Origin of the sequence: Bradyrhizobium stylosanthis (assembly GCF_001641335.1) — a bacterium.
Classification (GTDB): Bacteria; Pseudomonadota; Alphaproteobacteria; order Rhizobiales; family Xanthobacteraceae; genus Bradyrhizobium; species Bradyrhizobium stylosanthis.
The window spans coordinates 355,336-371,179 of the sequence record NZ_LVEM01000002.1 but is presented as its reverse complement, the minus strand read 5'-3'; the positions used below and the strand labels follow the sequence as shown (position 1 = coordinate 371,179).

The following is a 15,844-nucleotide window of genomic DNA, read 5'->3' as shown; positions in this document are numbered from 1 at the left end:
CTGGTTCCGATGCGATGGACGAACATTCCCATTCGGCGAGTGCGGTTCCAAGGCGACCAGCACCATCGGGTGAAGGCACGGACCGCGAACGCTAGAGTTCGGAAAACGGGTACCGCGCGAGCAGGCAAACTCGGCCTAACCCATTGAAGCCTTTGGGGAATATCGTTCTCCGGGCCGGGGGGCGGTACTGAAAATTAGAAGGTTCCCTATTTCCGAGCGCGGCGGCGCTTCGATTTTAGCGGCCGCTCTTCCGAAATTTCGGGAAAGAAAAATATTTTCTCCGGCCGAAAAGCTTCGCTTTCTCAATGGCATGGCCGCAGATCGGCAATTCCGCGGAACCCACTTAGCGGGTTCCCATTCCGGCTAACTGGGTTCCCTTAAATCGGAATTTGCAGCGGTATTTTGCTGCCGTTTTCAGAACTGGCATGGCATTCCCCCAGGCAGCCCTAAATACCGGCGCTGGGGAATGTTCGTCTAGGGGTCAAAACCCCGCGAAATCAACGGTTTGCCGGGGCCTCGCCCTGGCCCTTCCCAAGGGCTCCGATGGATCAAAACAACGCCGCCGCGCAAGCCGCGCCAGGCGCGAATTGGGCCGCCTGGGCCACGGAAAGGCGGCCCCTTGCCGCCCTGGTCCCCTATGCCCGAAACGCCAGGACGCATTCCGAGGCGCAGCTGCGGCAGATCGCGGCCTCGATCCGCGAGTGGGGTTGGACCACTCCGGTCCTGGTCGATGAAGCCGGGATGGTGATCGCTGGGCACGGGAGGCTGCTGGCTGCCGAGCGGTTAGGGATACGAGAGGTCCCGGTCATCGTCGCTCGCGGTTGGACGGAAGCCCAGAAGCGCGCCTACGTCATCGCCGATAACAAGCTCGCCGAGAACGCAGGCTGGGACGATGCGCTGCTCAAGATCGAGGTGGCCGATCTCACCGCGATGGGCTTCGACCTTCCGCTCATCGGCTTTTCCGACCGCGAGCTGGCGCGGCTGACGAACTCCAACCCTGGTCTCACCGATCCCGACGCGGTCCCCGATCTTCCGGCCGAGCCGGTAGCGCGGCGCGGCGATGTTTGGCGGCTTGGCCGCCACCGCCTGGTGTGCGGCGATGCGACCAATGCGGCCGACGTTGGCCATGCGCTCGCGGGCGTGACGCCGCACCTGATGGTGACCGATCCGCCCTATGGCGCGAATTACGACCCGAACTGGCGCGAGCGCGTCTATCGCAGCGACGGCACCAAGGTCGGCGCGGGAGCGCGCGGGCTGGTGCTCAACGACGACCGCGATGATTGGACCGAGGCCTGGCAACTGTTCCCAGGCGACGTTGCCTACGTTTGGCACGGCGCGCTGCATGTCGGCGTGGTCGAGGCGAGCCTGATCGCGAGCGGTTTCCAAATGCGCGCTCAGATCATCTGGGCCAAGAGCAATTTCGCCATCGGGCGCGGCGACTATCACTGGCAGCACGAGCCGTGCTGGTACGCGGTGCGCAAGCACAAGACCGGCCACTTCAACGGGGCCCGCGATCAATCGACGATCTGGGAAATCCCGAAGCAGCAATCATCGGAGACCGGCCACAGCACGCAGAAGCCGGTCGAGTGCATGAAGCGGCCCATCGAAAACAATTCGTCCGAAGGCCAGGCGGTCTACGACCCGTTCACTGGCTCGGGCACCACCATCATTGCCGCCGAAATGTCGGCGCGCTCCTGCCACGGCATCGAGATCAATCCGGCATACGTCGATGTCGCGGTGCTGCGCTGGCAGGCATTTACCGGCGAGCAGGCGCTTCGCGAGAGCGACGGCCGCCGCTTCAACGACCTGAAGGAGTCTACCGACCATGCCTGCGCGAACGATCCCGACGCAGCTGAAACTGCTGCGCGGCAATCCAGGCAAGCGACCGCTTCGCACTGACGAGCCGCAGCCCGAGGTCGCGGCCAAGCTGCCTGATCCGCCGCCGTTCATCACCGGCTACGCAGCCGACGAATGGTGGACGGTCGGCGCAGAGCTGCACCGGCTCGGCCTGTTGACCATCGTCGATGTCGCCCCGCTCGCCGCCTATTGCCACGCCTATGGCCAGTGGCGCATGGCAGCCGAGGCGCTGGCGCGGATGCAGAACAACGATCCGCTGATGAACGGCATGATCATCAAGACCAAGTACGGCGATGCCGCGCAAAACCCGCTGGTCTATGTCGTGCGCAAAGCGGCAGCGGACATGGTGCGCTACGCTGGCGAGTTCGGTCTGACCCCAGCCGCCCGCACCCGCATCAACGCAGGCGTCCAGGGCGAACAGTCGCAGAGCAAGTTTGCCGGGCTCCTCGCCGGTTAAGCGCACGCCGCAGGGCAAGGCCCGCGCTAAGGCGGTTATCGACTTTATCGAGCGATTGACGGTGCCCAGCGGCACCGGTCAGGGCAAACCGTTCAAGCTCGACGCCTTCCAGAAGCTTTTCATCCGCGACATTTACGAGCCGCACATCGGCGCCAACCGCGCGGTGCGGCGGGCAATCCTGTCGATTGCGCGCAAGAACGGCAAAACCGCGCTCATCGCCGCCATCGTGCTCGCCCACCTGGTCGGGCCCGAGGCTATCGTCCACGGCGAGATTTATTCGGCCGCGAATGATCGCGACCAGGCTGGCATCGTCTTCAAGTTCGCCCGGCAGATCGTTGACCTGGAGCCCGAGCTGGCTGCCGAGATCGAGGTCATTCCCTCGACGAAAACGATGATCGGCAGGCGCACCGGCTCGGTCTATCGGGCGATCAGCGCCGAGGCTGGCACCAAGCACGGCTATTTGCCGAGCCTCGTCATTTACGACGAGCTGGCCCAGGCCAAGAACCGCGAGCTGTACGACGTGCTGGATACCTCGTTCGGCGCGCGGCAGGAGCCGCTGTTCATCACCATCTCGACGCAGAGCAACGACCCCGAGCACGTCCTGTCGAAACTGATCGACGACGGGCTGTCGGGGGTCGACCCCGCCATCGTCTGCCATCTCTATGCAGCCGACGAGGATTGCGACCTGGACGACGAGAGCCAATGGGAAAAAGCCAACCCGGCGCTCGGCAAATTCCGCGACCGCGAGGACCTGGCCACCGCGATCCGCAAGGCGCAGCGCATGCCCGCCGAGGAGCCGAAGGTCCGCAACCTGTTTCTGAACCAGCGCGTCGCTCCGGTCGCCTCGCTCATCAGCCGCGCCGAATGGATGGCGTGCAGCAGCGACGCGGTCCTTCAAGACGGCGAAGAAGTTTACCTGGCGCTCGATCTTTCCAGCGTCGTAGACCTGACCGCGCTGCTGGTCGGATCGGCCAGCGATCCCTGCCGCATCGCGCCGTACTTCTGGAAGCCGCGCGAACACCTGAACGAGCATTCCAACCGCGACTTCGGCGCATCGAGCCGCCGCTACCAGGAATGGGCCGAAGCCGGTCACCTGCTGCTCAGCCCCGGCAGGACCATCGATCCCGAGGCGATTGCGCTGTTCATTGCCGAGCTGACGCAGCGCTATCGCGTGAAGGGCCTGGCGTATGACCGCTGGCGCATCAACGACCTGCTGCGCGAGTTCGACCGCGTCGGTTTGCAAGCCCACCAGGACGGCGACAAGGGCGACGGGCTGGGGCTGGTCCCCTGGGGCCAGGGCTTCAAGGACATGGGCCCAGCCATCGACGCCGTCGAGCTGGCCATCATCGAGCGCAAGCTGCAGCACCCGAACAATCCTATCCTGAACTGGAACATGGCGAACGCCGTGGCCACGATGGACCCGGCTGGCAATCGCAAGCTCGACAAAGACAAGGCCCGGTTTCGCATCGACGGCGCGGTGGCGCTGGCCATGCTCCTCGGGCTGCGCTCGCGCGACCGCACCACGATCAAGCCGGTCGATATCGAGGCGCTGATCGGATGAGCACGCCCTCAAGCGAGTGGAAGCACTTCTACGACACCGGCTTCTGGCAGCGCCGCCGCAAGCTGCAGCTTAAGGCGCATCCGCTGTGCAAGTTCTGCCTGGATCGCGGCTGCGTCGCCATCGCGACCGTTGCCGACCACGTCGTGCCGCACAAGGGCGACTGGAACAAGTTTGCGCTCGGTCCGCTGCAATCGCTGTGTGCCGACTGTCACAACTCGACGAAGCGGTACGTCGAGCTGCGCGGCTATCGCAACGATGTCGACGACGACGGCTGGCCGACCGATCCGAACCACCCGGCAAACAGGAAATGACATGCCGCTTCTGCGATGGCGTGCGGAGCACGGTGAAGCTCCAATTGTCACGCTGGCTTGCGCGCGGACCGTCGAACTCTCGCCGGCAGACGGCAGCGTCGGGTCGAACACGGTCTACATCACAGGCGGCGGCACCATCGAGTCCTTCGGCAACGCCCCTCCCGGCGACATCGACCCGCAGGGACGACAGTGGGGCCTCGCCATCACCAAGACGGTGTTCTTCGACGCCGGGATCATCCTGAAGCAGTCGGACCGCATCGCAACGCTCAGCGAGCGAGATCGCGTGATGCTGACGCCTTCGGTCGGCATCTATCGCTGCAACGGCGGCAGCAACTGGGGCGAAATCCTCTTTGCAGCGACCGGCGCTGCGGAAGTCTCACGCCGCCTCGACGCAATCGATGAGCGGCTCGCCGAGATCGAACGGCAGCTCAAGAAATAAACCCCGAGATGGGCGGCGATTGATTGCTCTGGTGCGACCGCGCACCGGACGCCGCCCGCGCGGGCTTCCTTCTCCGAAAAGGGAAAGACCCCGATGAAGCACGAGAGCCAGAGCGCATTCCGGCGCGAACCGCGCGAGCCGGTCGTGGGCGGAAATCTGTTCACGCGCTCGCTCACTGCGAGGACGCTCGCGAGCCTGCGGCGCAGCAAGGCTGCCGATGTTGCGGCCGAGCTGTGGCCGAACGACCGCGCGCTGGAGCACTTGCTGACGCGCGCTGCGTCCAATCCGGCGATGACTTCCGTGCCGGGATGGGCCGCAGAACTGGCGCAGCGTTACGTCAGCGACGTGATCGAGGCGCTCGGTCCCGCATCGTCTGCGGCGCAGATTTTGCGGAAGTGCCTGGTTCTCACATTCGACGGCTACGGCAGCATCAGCGCGCCGGGCTTCGTCGCCGAATACGGCAACGGTGGCTTTGTCGCGGAAGGCCAACCGATCCCGGTTCGTCAGCTGGCGACCACGCCGACTGTCTTGGACCCGCACAAGCTCGCGGCCATCGCTGTCCTTACGCGGGAGATGCTGGAGTCCTCCAACGCGGAGGCGCTCATCGCGGACGCGCTCGTGAAGGCGGCGGGTCGCATGATGGACGAGGTGCTGTTCGACGCCAATCCAGCTGCCGTCAACAGGCCTGCCGGTTTGCGCCAAGGCGTCGCCGCGCTTCCAGCGAGTGCGTCCGGCGACGGGTACGAGGCCGCATTTGAAGACGTCGCAACGCTGATCAATTCGCTGGCTCCGGTCGGCGGCAACGGTCCCTACATCCTCGTGGGCGCTCCCGGCCGGGCTGTGATGTTGGGCGCGCGCTTCATCGAGCGAAGCGATGTGGACCTCTCCATTTTCGGTTCGAGCGCGGTGATCAGTGACCTGCTGGCGATTGCGCCAGCTGCCCTGGTTGCCGCGATCAGTGCAGAGCCCGAGATCGAGACCGTCAACGCGGCAACGTTGGTGATGGATACCGTGCCTGGCGCTGCTGGCTCGATGGGGCCCGAGCGCGGGCTGTTCCAGACCGACAGCGTCGCCATCAAGGTGCGCTGGCCGGTGTCGTGGGCTTTGCGCGATCCGCGCGGCTTCGCGTGGATGACGCCGACGTGGAAGTGAGCTGAGCGCGGCAGCCGAACCGCTTTCCAGAGAACAAGCAAACCAAGGGTCAACCGAACATCGCATGCGATGGGACGGAGGGATTGTTTATGCGCGTCAAGCAGGACGATGACCTTCAGCCTGACGATGGCGAGTCCTTCGACGATTTCATGGATCGCTGCATGGACGAACTCGGCGACGAGGACGCCTGCCAGCTGATCTGGGACAACGACGGCGATGATGACGAGGACCGCGCCGCCACCGGCATCAAGCACAAGACGCATGCGGGTCAGCTCACCGGCCTCGAGTTCGTTCTCTCGGACGAAACCCCGGACCGCATGGACGATGTCATTCTCAGCGACGGCTGGGACCTCAAGAACTTCAAGCGCAACCCGATTGCGCTGTTCAATCACAAGAGCGACTTCCCGATTGGGAAGTGGAGCAACCTGCGCGTCGAGAACAAGCAGCTCCGGGGCGAGCTGCAGATGGCCCCGTTCGGCACCTCCGAGCGCATCGACGAGATCAGGAAGCTGATCGACGCGGGCATCCTGCGCGCCGTCAGCGTCGGCTTCAAACCGCTCGAAACCAAGCAGCGCGAAGGCAGCGACTGGGGCGTGACCTTCCTGCGTAGCGAATTGGTCGAGACTTCGCTGGTCTCAGTGCCAGCCAATCCAAACGCCTTGGCGGTCGCCAAGTCGCTGAACATCTCCCCGCAAACGATGGACCTCCTGTTCGCCAAGCACGGCAACATGGACGCGAGGACCAGGCGTCGCGGGATCACCGGCGAGCATGCCGATACATCTCGTGTTCGAAAGGGCAGCGCCATGTCTGGCCTGGCTCAACGCATTACCGACTTGGAGACGCAGATCGTCGCCAAGCGGGACCTCCTCGAAGCCCATCTCGCCAAGATGGACGACACCAACGTCAGCGATGCCGATCTGGAAGCGACCGGCAAGTTCAACTTCGAAATCGCCCAGCTCGAAAAGACCCGGTCCGCCCTGGTCGACTCCGAGAAGCTGCTGGCGAAGTCCACGGCCGATGGCAACGGCGCCGGCCGCGGCCGCGCGCTTTCCACGACCGTTATCGTCGGCGGCGAGCGCGAGCGGATTGCGGCACCGGCAGTCATCGTCAATCGCAAGAAGGACCTCGACCTGCTGGACTACATCGTCCGGGCCGCCACCGTGACCTACATCGCCAGGGCGTCTGGCAAGTCGGTCGACGAGACGCGGCAGCGGATTTACGGCGAAGACGACGGCACCAAGGCGATCTGCGAGATCGTCACGCGCGCAGCGTCTGCTCCTGCCATGACCACGGTCGCTGGCTGGGCACAGGAACTGGCGCAGACGACCTATGCCGATCTGATGCCGCTCCTGATGCCGAAAGCGATCCTGACCCGGCTTGCGCCGAAAGGGCTCACGCTGAGCTTCGGGACCTCCGGGCGCATCGTCATCCCCACGCGCTCGCGGACGCCGAGCCTCGCGGGATCGTTCGTCGGCGAAGGCATGCCCATCCCCGTTCGGCAGGGAGCGTTCACCTCGCAGACGCTCACTCCGAAGAAGATGGCGGTCATCAGCACCTGGACGCGGGAAATGGGCGACCATTCCGTCCCCGCAATTGAGGGGCTGATCCGGCAGGCGATCCAGGACGACACCACCGTGGCCATCGACAGCGTGCTGATCGATGCCAACCCGGCGACCACGATCCGGCCGCCTGGCCTGCTCAACGGCGTCGCCGCGACCCCCGCAGCGGCTGGCGGCGGCATCGCGGCTCTGGTCGGCGACATTACCGCGCTGATCAACAGCATCTCGGTGCAGACCTTCGGCAACACGCGCAATCTGGTCTGGCTTGCCAACCAGACCGACATGCTGCGCGCCTCGATGCTGACGGCAGCCAACACCGGCATCTTCCCGTTCCGCGACGAGATCAAGGCCGGGACGTTGAACGGCGTCCCGATCATCGACTCCGCGACGGTGCCGCCCAGGGCGCTGATCCTGGTCGATGCTGCCGACTTCGTCGTGGTCGGCGGCGAGGCCCCGCGCATGGAGATGAGCGATCAGGCCACGCTGCACATGGAGGACACCGCTCCTCTGGACCTGGTCGATGGTGCGGGAGCAGCGGCTGCGCCGCAGCGCTCTCTGTTCCAGACCGACTCGCTCGCGCTGCGGATGATCATGCCGCTCAACTGGGTTCAGCGGCGCGCTGGCACCGTTGCGTGGACGCAGAACGTCACCTGGTGACAAGCGACCCGTGCGCTGCGGCGTGCAGCGCACGGTCATCCCCAACGAGGAGGATTTCCGATGACGACCAAACTGGCTGACGATCCGCAGACCGAGGCTGCCAAGAAGGCGGTCGCCGAGGACAAGAAGGCCGCCGAGAAGTCGCGGGCTGAATATGCCGCGCGGACCAAAGGCAAGCCGACGCCGACGCAGGAGGAGAACGACATCGCGATGCACGGTGGCCATATCCTCCAGCACGAGGACGACGGCAGCGGGCCCGATCCGCACAACAAGCCGGTCGAGGACAAGGCGCTCGACGCCGACAAGCCGCACGCCAGGCCGCAGACCTATTCGACCCGCGCACAGCGCGCTGAATAGGCGATGGCAGGCCGATGGCGAGCTGGCTGACCCGTCTCAATCGGCTGATTTCGAAGTCGGCCGAGGGCGAGTACCGTCCCGGTCCGTATCATCTGCCGATCACGGGCGGCTGGCTTCCTGCTGCCGTGGGCGAATATCTGAACTGGTGGCAGAAGGGCTACGACCCTATCGGGCTGTCAGCGCAATCGGCCATGGTGGAGGCCTGCGTCTCGGCCTATGCGCAAACCGTCGCCATGTGTCCTGGCGATCACTGGCGGCTCAACAACAAGGGCGGGCGGGACCGGGTCAAGAACTCGGCGCTCGCCCGTTTGCTGCGTCATCCGAACGACTATCAGTCGATCAGCGATTTCCTGCTCAACGCGACCCGGTCGCTGTACCTCGACGGCAATTGCTATGCGCTGGCGTTGAGGAACGACCGCTACGAGGTCGACGAGCTGCACCTGATGAAATCGGAGCAGTCGTTTCCTCGCATCGCCGTCGGCGGCGAAATCTTCTACCAGCTGCACGGCAACGACGTGATCTCGGCGCGGCTCGGCGAGTCCTCGGTCCTGGTGCCGATGCGCGACGTGCTGCATATCCGGCTTCACACGCTGAAGCAGCGTTACCCGGTGCCGCTGGTCGGCGAGAGCCCCATTGTCGCTGCCTATGGCGACATCGGCGTCAACAACGCCATCGCGAGGCAGCAGGCTGCGTTCTACATGAACGAGGCGCGGCCCTCTGCGGTGTTGTCCACTGACCTCGTGCTCGACAAAGACCAGGTCCAGGCGCTGCGCGACCGCTGGAACGACCAGGCCAAGGGCTTGCACCAGGGCGGCACGCCGATCCTGACGGCGGGGCTGAAGGTTCAGCCGTGGGCAGTTGGCGGCAGGGACGCGGCGACCGCCGAGATGCTCAAGCTGACGAACGAGCACATTGCGCTCGCCTTTCGCATTCCGCTGCAGATCCTCGGCCTCGGCGGCGCAGCCTACAGCTCGACCGAACTGCTGATGCAGAGCTGGATCGCTTCGGGCCTCGGATTTTGCCTCAACCACATCGAGGAAGCCATCGGCGTGCTGTTCGGGCTGAAAGGCCAGCCCGACGAATATGTCGAGTTCGATACGGCGGCATTGCTGCGGTCGGCGATGAAAGACCGCATCGAAGCGCTGGCGCGCGGCGTCCAGGGCGGCATCTTCGCGCCCAATGAGGCTCGTCAGCAAGAGGGCCTCGACGCCGTCCCATTCGGCGACGAGCCGCGCGTGCAGCAGCAAGTCGTTCCGTTGAGCGCAGCGGGAAAAATCCCGGCCACGCCAGGGCCGCCATCGGCACCACCGGCACCGCTCCCGCCCGAAAAAGGCAACCGCGATGACATTCAACGGGAAGTCAGAAACCTATTTAGGCTCACCGAGCACATCGGACGGCGGCGACTTGCTCCTTGACGCCTGGCGCGAGGCGCTCGCCCAGGTGCTGGACACCCAGCAGCGGCAATGGCAGCGCGACCGCGCCCTGATCGAGGCGCAGGCGTCAGCGACCGTTTCAGAATTCAAGGCCCAGGTCATCGAGCTGAAAGCACAGCTCGCAACGTTGCGGGGCGAGTTCGCCGAGCTAATCAATGCGCGCCTAGCCGAGCTGCGGAACGGCGCGGATGGCGCCCCCGGCGAGCCAGGCCCTCTTGGTCCGCAAGGCGGCCCAGGTGAGCGCGGCGAGCCAGGTGAGCGTGGGCCGCAAGGCGAGCGCGGACTTGAGGGTGGCCTCGGTCAGCGCGGAGAGAAAGGCGACCGCGGCTCGGATGGTGCCCCCGGAGAGCCAGGTGAGCCAGGTGAACCTGGTCCCGCAGGCGAGAGAGGCGAGCGCGGCGAAATTGGTCCAAAGGGTGATGCTGGAGAGAAAGGTGAGCCTGGAGACCGAGGCGGGCGCGGCGAGCGAGGACAAGATGGCGCGCAAGGCGAAAAAGGCGATCCCGGCGAGAAAGGCCAGCAAGGCGACGAAGGCCCGCAAGGCCAGCCCGGTCCTCGCGGCGAGCAAGGCGAGCGCGGCGAAAAGGGTGAGCCCGGCCAGAACGGCAAGGACGGTGCGCCGGGGCAACTGAAGGCCGCGAGCCCGTTTGCCGAGGGCTCCGTCCACTACGAGGGCGATATCGTCACGCATCACGGCTCGACCTATCAGGCGAGGTGCGATACGGCGCGCCCGCCGCCGCATGGCGACTGGGCCTGCATCGCGGCTGCGGGGCGCAACGCCAGCATGCCGATGGTCCGCGGCACCTATCGCGAAGGCGAGACCTACAATTTTCTGAACATCGTCGCCCTCAACGGGTCCGCGTTCGTCGCACGCTGCGATGAACCGGGGCCTTGCCCAGGCGACGGCTGGCAGCTGATCGCGTCGGCGGGGCGCGCAGGCAAGCCAGGGCCGAAGGGCGAGCGCGGCGAGCCTGGACCGCGCGGGCTGCCCGGAGCGAACGCGGCGACCATCGTCCGTTGGGAAGTCAATCGGGCGAGCTACACCATCACGCCGGTTCTGTCGGATGGCAGCCAGGCCGCGCCCATCAACGTGCGAGCGCTTTTCGAGCAGTATCACGAGGAGAGCGATGGCTGACATCAGCATCAAGGTGCTTGAGCCAGCGGCCAGTTACGACCTCGCGTCGCTCGATGAGATCAAGACGCTGATCGGCATCTCCTCGACCGACACCAGCGAAGACGAGCTGTTGCAGATGTGGATCACGACCTATTCCGACATCATCGCAACGACCTGCCGCCGCGTCTTCGCCAAGGAAACCGTCGAGGAAACCTGGCGCGGCGACACCAAGCCGTTCGATACCGACAATGGGCGGGTTTTTCTCACGCACTATCCGGTCGCTGATGGCGACATCCAGTCCGTCACCGGACCCGATGGCGCGGACCTTAGCGGCACCTATGAGCTGGAAAACGCCAGCGGCAAGCTGCAGTTTTTCAACGCGTCCTGGAGCGAGCCGATCCGCGTCACATACACGGGCGGCTATGAGCTGCCCGACGAAGCGCCGCCAGCCCTCAAGCAAGCATTGGCATTGCTGGTTCAGAGCGCGCGGGTGTGGCAATCGCGCTCGATGACGGCGGGCGTGCGCTCGATCTCGCATCGCGAGTCCCGCGTGCAGTTTTTCGACGTGAACCAGGCGCTGGCGAAGATGGGCGGGCCTGGACCGCTCGGCATGGCGGCTGGAATGGTTGAGCCGCTGCTGTCGGCGTACATGCGCTACTATGTTTGAGATCAAGGTCGAAGGCGCGGACGAACTCCTGAAGAAGTTCGAGACCTTCGGCAAGCAGCTCGACGAACTCCACAAGCAGATGCCCGAGGAGTTGGTCGATTGGCAGCGCACCGACATGCGCCGCAAATATCCGAACATCGAGGTCAGCGGCGCCAAGGACGCGACGACGGCCGAGACCGATATCTGGCCGCGCTCGCGCGCCGAGCAGCCCGGAAGCGGCTTCACCAGGCCGAAGCGGCCCGTGGTCGCTGCGCCGAAGCAGTATCGCCTGCGCGGCGCGGGCCGTCAGCCGTCATCGACCCGGCCGATCCTGCGAACCGAGCTGTTCACGAAGCTGGTCGACCGGATGGCAAAGCTTCTCGGCGAGGCGATGAAATGGCCATAAACCTGGACGTTCTGCTGCAATCGCCGATCTTCGATTTCTGGGCGGTCGACTGCACGTTCGTTCCGCTGAAATCGCAGCCCGCTGCGGGCAGCTATCCGGGGCGCGGCATTCTCAACACCTATTCGACCGACGTGACCGCGCTCGACGGCTCGCTCTATTCAGACCAGCGCACCATCCTCGACATTCACGAGAGCGAGTTCGCCGTTCTGCCGATGCAGAACGACCACGTCATCATCCCGGTCGACTGCAACAACGTTCCGAAGGGCGAGTACCAGATCGTCGATGCGGTCAGCGACGGCGGCGGGCAGACCATGCTGACCATCCGCAAGTACGAAACGGTCATGTGATGGGCGTTACCGACACGCAGAGCTATTCGCACGTCATCCGGAACGTGTTCTTCGATGCAGTGTCGGCCGATCCCTTCTTTGCGAGCTATACCTGCCGCAAGAACAAGATGCTGGTCGCTCGGCCAGAGTACCTGCCTTATCTCAGCGTCTACGTCATCGACGAGACGATGCTGCCCGATGGCGACGGCAACGCGGGCGAAGTCCGCTTCATTCACGCGTTGCGCATCGGCTTCTCGGTCCTGGCGGCGAATAACGACCAGGACGCGCTTGAGGCGCAACTCGACGCTGCCTACTGGCGGATCATGAACCGGCTGTGGCCGGACGAGTACATCATGAACCTGCTGGACACGATGAACCCGAACACCGGGCAGCAGAACCCCGACAACACCAGAGTTGAGAGCATCGAGCGCGGCGTGCGCCGCTATGTCTGGGGTAACGCAGCGTTCAACAACGAAACGCCGGTCGGTGAGGTGCAATACGACATCACCTGCCGCCACCGCACCTATTGGTCGCCCATCATCCCGGACGACCTGCTGACCATCGATCTCAAGACCGGCATCAAACCTGGCGACACGCAGGACGAGATGGACCAGCGCCAGCAGCTGCACGCCACCTATCAGTTCGACCCGTCGAGCTTCCGGGCGAAGCGGGACTTCAAGCAAAGGAGCAAGGGCAATGGCCGTTAGCAAGGCATCGCTGCGCGGGCTGCGCATGAACGAGCGACTGGAGAAGATGCGGGAAGCCAGCAAGGCGCAGAAAACCGTCCGCGTCGCACCCGCGAACGACGCCATGCGTCGGCTGCTGAAGCATCCGCACGCTGGCGGCTTTCCCAAGGAAGGCGGCGCGGAGTGGCCGGATGATCGCTTCACGAAGCGCCGGATCGCCGATGGCGACATCACGCGCGAGGAAGACGGGCATAGGGACAAAACTCGGTCCCACCGCAGGCACGAGGACACCAGCGCCGCCTAACCAGGGCGGCGTTTTCATTTTGAGGAGAGCAAGCCATGCCGATCAGCTTTGCCAACATTCCTGCCAATATCAAAGTGCCGCTCTACTGGGTCGAGGTCGATCCCAGCATGGCAGGGCTGCCGACGATCAATCTGCGCGCGCTGATGGTCGGCGTCATGAAAGGCGGTACGGCCGACCCGGATATCGCGGTCCCCATCGGCAGCCAGGCGCAGGCTGATGCGCAATTCGGAGAAGGCTCCGAGCTGTCGCGGATGTTCAAGTCGTTCTTCGCGAACAACTTTGCCAACGAGGTCTGGGGCCTGCCGCTGGCCGAACCGACCGGCGCGTCAGCAGCAACGGGCGACATCGTCATTACGGCTTCGCCGGCAGCAGCGGGCACGATCCATCTCTACGTCGCGGGCGATTATGTCCCTGTCAACGTGCTGACCACTGACACCCCGACGATGATCGGTCAGGCCATCGCCGACGCGATCAACGCCGACACCTCGCTGCCGGTCACGGCGGCGGCGGCAGCCGGTACGGTGACGCTCACTTCGGTCTTCAACAGCGTCAACGCCAACGAGATCAACGTCGCGCTGAACTACTACGGCAGCACGGGCGGCCAGCAAACCCCGGTCGGCCTCGGCATCACCTTGCCCGCAAGCGGCTTCATGACCGGGGGCACCGGCACGCCCTTGTTCACGACGGCGATCACCAACCTGGGCGACGAGCCGTTCGAATATGTCGCGATGCCTTACACGGACAGCAATTCGCTGTTCGAATGGGACCAGGAGTACGGTTTCACCGACCAGGGCCGCTGGGGCTGGCAGCGCGAGCTGTTCGGCCATGTCATCTCGGCCAAGCGCGGCACCTATAGCGGGCTGCTCACCTTTGGCGACACGATGAACAGCGGCGTCGAGTCCATCATGGGGTTCGAGGTCGCGAGCCCGTCGCCATCCTTCGAATGGGCTGCGGCCTATACGGCCAAGACGCAGCGTGCCTTCATCAATGATCCGGCGAGGCCGCTGCAGGCGCTGTCGCTGAACCAGATCAAGCCCGCGCCGATCCATCAGCGGTTCGACTTCATCGAGTTGAACTCGCTCGCCTCGAACGGCATCGCCATCCAGAAGATCGGATCGGACGGCCAGCCGATGATCGCCCGAGAGCAGACGACCTACCAGATGAACCTCTACGGGCAGCCGGACGATGCCTATGAGCTGATGACGACGCTGGCGACCCTGGCCAAGCTTCTGCGCAATCAGAAGCACGCGATTACCTCGAAATTCCCGAGGCACAAGCTGGCCAACGACGGCACCAAGTTCGGCCCTGGCCAGGCCATCGTCACTCCGGGCATCATCAAGGCCGAGCTGATCAACCAGTACCAGCAGGATATGTACGACGGCCTGGTCGAGGACCTGCAAAACTTCAAGCGCAATCTCCTGGTCGAGCGCGATCCGAACGACCCGAACCGGGTCAACGTCCTCTATCCGCCCGACCTGATCAACCAGCTCCGCATCTTCGCGGTGCTCGCGCAGTTCAGGCTGCAGTACGACCGGGGCATCGACACCCAGATCATTGGCAGCAGCACGGGCCCGTACAACGCGGCTTCGGGCGCGGCCTAACCGTCCCATCACATTTCAGGCCTGCACAACCGCGCCATCCCTGTCGCGGCGTTCGGTGCTGGCCGACCGAAAGGAGACTGATCAATGGCCCAGAGAATTGCAGGCATCGCCTTTCTGACGGTGGATGGCACGCAGCTTGCGCTGCGCGGCAACTTCACCGTCAGCCCGTCGCCGGTCGAGCGCACGATGATCGCAGGCCAGGACGGCGTGCACGGCTACCAGGAGCTGCCGCGCGTGCCGTACATCGAGGGCGATCTCTCGACGCTTCCGGGCTTTTACCTGGAGGACTTGCTCGCCGAGACCGACGTGACCGTCGTCGCGCAGCTCGCCAACAACATGCAGTACATCCTCACGGGCGGGACCTGCAAAGGCGGCTTCGAGAACAACACGCGCGATGGCCAGGTGCGCGTGCGCTGGGAGGGCGTGACCTGCCAGGAGGTTAGCCTCGCATGAACGTAGCGCCGAAACGAGAAGGCTTCATCGACGACAAGCCGACGCCGAAGATCATCGACGCCGAGGCGCTCCCCCAGGCGGACGCCAAGCCGTCGCGTTCGATGCCGCCGCCCGAGGTCGAAGCGTCGCCAGCCGAGCTGCCGCCGATGTGGCAGGACGAATGGCCGCTCGTGGTGAAGCTGATCAACAAGCCGATCCACAACAACAAGGGCGAGAAGATTACGGAGATCAGCCTGCGCGAGCCTCGCGCGGGCGACATCAACCGCTACGGCAATCCGGTTCGCATCAACCAGGACGGCGACGTTGTCTGGGACGAGCGCAAGATGACCTACATGATTGCGGCGCTGTCCGACATCCTCGCGCCGTTCATCGAGGACATGCATCCCCGCGATTGGAACACCGTGGCGATGAAGCTCAGAAATTTTTTTCTGCCCGATCCACGGGCCTGGTAGGCGACGAGGACGAGATCATCCTCGACTGCTACCGCCTGGCCCGCTGGTACCACGTCAGCCCGGAAACGTTCTT

Annotated in this window: 19 protein-coding genes; 18 read left to right on the top strand and 1 reads right to left on the bottom strand. The window is 64.6% G+C overall.

Annotated elements, in window-relative coordinates:
* The first annotated feature begins 543 nt into the window (after positions 1-543).
* The 9 genes from A7X65_RS13740 (at position 544) to A7X65_RS13700 (ending at position 9,765) form a co-directional block, all read left to right on the top strand.
* Positions 544-1,899 carry a site-specific DNA-methyltransferase gene (locus A7X65_RS13740; protein ID WP_063685565.1) on the top strand — a complete coding sequence of 452 codons (1,356 nt, stop codon included), beginning with the start codon at positions 544-546 and terminating at the stop codon, positions 1,897-1,899.
* Positions 1,826-2,314 (top strand): phage terminase small subunit P27 family, encoded by a 489-nt coding sequence (locus A7X65_RS13735; RefSeq protein WP_063685563.1) that lies wholly within the window; start codon positions 1,826-1,828, stop codon positions 2,312-2,314. Before A7X65_RS13740 ends, A7X65_RS13735 begins: the two co-directional genes overlap by 74 nt.
* Entirely contained in the window at positions 2,292-3,875 is a 1,584-nt protein-coding gene (locus A7X65_RS13730; protein WP_063685561.1) for a terminase large subunit, read from the top strand. Before A7X65_RS13735 ends, A7X65_RS13730 begins: the two co-directional genes overlap by 23 nt.
* Positions 3,872-4,186: an HNH endonuclease gene (locus A7X65_RS13725; protein ID WP_063685559.1), complete on the top strand. Its 315-nt coding sequence runs from the start codon at positions 3,872-3,874 to the stop codon at positions 4,184-4,186. The genes A7X65_RS13730 and A7X65_RS13725 overlap by 4 nt, the downstream gene beginning before the upstream one ends.
* A gap of 1 nt (position 4,187) precedes the next feature.
* A complete protein-coding gene (locus A7X65_RS13720) occupies positions 4,188-4,625 on the top strand; it encodes a hypothetical protein (RefSeq protein ID WP_063685557.1) in 438 nt (145 codons plus the stop codon).
* A 93-nt stretch (positions 4,626-4,718) separates the two neighbouring features.
* Positions 4,719-5,777, top strand: a complete 1,059-nt coding sequence (locus tag A7X65_RS13715; RefSeq protein WP_063685555.1) for a phage major capsid protein — start codon at positions 4,719-4,721, stop codon at positions 5,775-5,777.
* Positions 5,778-5,866: 89 nt separating this feature from the next.
* Entirely contained in the window at positions 5,867-7,993 is a 2,127-nt protein-coding gene (locus A7X65_RS13710) for a phage major capsid protein (RefSeq protein ID WP_082884931.1), read from the top strand.
* A gap of 60 nt (positions 7,994-8,053) precedes the next feature.
* Entirely contained in the window at positions 8,054-8,350 is a 297-nt protein-coding gene (locus tag A7X65_RS13705; RefSeq protein WP_063685553.1) for a hypothetical protein, read from the top strand.
* Positions 8,351-8,364: 14 nt separating this feature from the next.
* Positions 8,365-9,765 carry a phage portal protein gene (locus A7X65_RS13700; RefSeq protein ID WP_063685551.1) on the top strand — a complete coding sequence of 467 codons (1,401 nt, stop codon included), beginning with the start codon at positions 8,365-8,367 and terminating at the stop codon, positions 9,763-9,765.
* Between the two features lie 181 nt (positions 9,766-9,946).
* Here the strand turns inward: A7X65_RS13700 and A7X65_RS43120 are convergent, their stop codons facing one another.
* Positions 9,947-10,474, bottom strand: coding sequence for a hypothetical protein (locus A7X65_RS43120; RefSeq protein WP_245323510.1), 528 nt, complete (start codon positions 10,472-10,474; stop codon positions 9,947-9,949).
* Between the two features lie 93 nt (positions 10,475-10,567).
* Here A7X65_RS43120 and A7X65_RS43115 point away from each other — a divergent pair, with 93 nt between their 5' ends.
* The 9 genes from A7X65_RS43115 (at position 10,568) to A7X65_RS13650 (ending at position 15,771) form a co-directional block, all read left to right on the top strand.
* The gene (locus A7X65_RS43115) at positions 10,568-10,918 is read left to right on the top strand and encodes a hypothetical protein (protein ID WP_063685547.1); all 351 of its coding nucleotides are present in this window, start codon (positions 10,568-10,570) and stop codon (positions 10,916-10,918) included.
* The gene (locus tag A7X65_RS13685) at positions 10,911-11,564 is read left to right on the top strand and encodes a head-tail connector protein (protein WP_063685545.1); all 654 of its coding nucleotides are present in this window, start codon (positions 10,911-10,913) and stop codon (positions 11,562-11,564) included. Before A7X65_RS43115 ends, A7X65_RS13685 begins: the two co-directional genes overlap by 8 nt.
* Positions 11,557-11,949 (top strand): hypothetical protein, encoded by a 393-nt coding sequence (locus A7X65_RS13680; protein WP_063685543.1) that lies wholly within the window; start codon positions 11,557-11,559, stop codon positions 11,947-11,949. The genes A7X65_RS13685 and A7X65_RS13680 overlap by 8 nt, the downstream gene beginning before the upstream one ends.
* The gene (locus tag A7X65_RS13675) at positions 11,940-12,296 is read left to right on the top strand and encodes a hypothetical protein (RefSeq protein WP_063685541.1); all 357 of its coding nucleotides are present in this window, start codon (positions 11,940-11,942) and stop codon (positions 12,294-12,296) included. The genes A7X65_RS13680 and A7X65_RS13675 overlap by 10 nt, the downstream gene beginning before the upstream one ends.
* Positions 12,296-12,982 carry a hypothetical protein gene (locus A7X65_RS13670; RefSeq protein WP_063685539.1) on the top strand — a complete coding sequence of 229 codons (687 nt, stop codon included), beginning with the start codon at positions 12,296-12,298 and terminating at the stop codon, positions 12,980-12,982. The genes A7X65_RS13675 and A7X65_RS13670 overlap by 1 nt, the downstream gene beginning before the upstream one ends.
* A complete protein-coding gene (locus A7X65_RS13665; protein WP_063685537.1) occupies positions 12,972-13,265 on the top strand; it encodes a hypothetical protein in 294 nt (97 codons plus the stop codon). The genes A7X65_RS13670 and A7X65_RS13665 overlap by 11 nt, the downstream gene beginning before the upstream one ends.
* A 35-nt stretch (positions 13,266-13,300) precedes the next feature.
* Positions 13,301-14,866, top strand: a complete 1,566-nt coding sequence (locus A7X65_RS13660) for a phage tail sheath C-terminal domain-containing protein (RefSeq protein WP_063685535.1) — start codon at positions 13,301-13,303, stop codon at positions 14,864-14,866.
* An 84-nt stretch (positions 14,867-14,950) separates the two neighbouring features.
* A complete protein-coding gene (locus A7X65_RS13655; RefSeq protein WP_063685533.1) occupies positions 14,951-15,319 on the top strand; it encodes a phage tail tube protein in 369 nt (122 codons plus the stop codon).
* Positions 15,316-15,771, top strand: a complete 456-nt coding sequence (locus A7X65_RS13650; protein WP_063685532.1) for a phage tail assembly protein — start codon at positions 15,316-15,318, stop codon at positions 15,769-15,771. Before A7X65_RS13655 ends, A7X65_RS13650 begins: the two co-directional genes overlap by 4 nt.
* Positions 15,772-15,844: the final 73 nt, after the last annotated feature.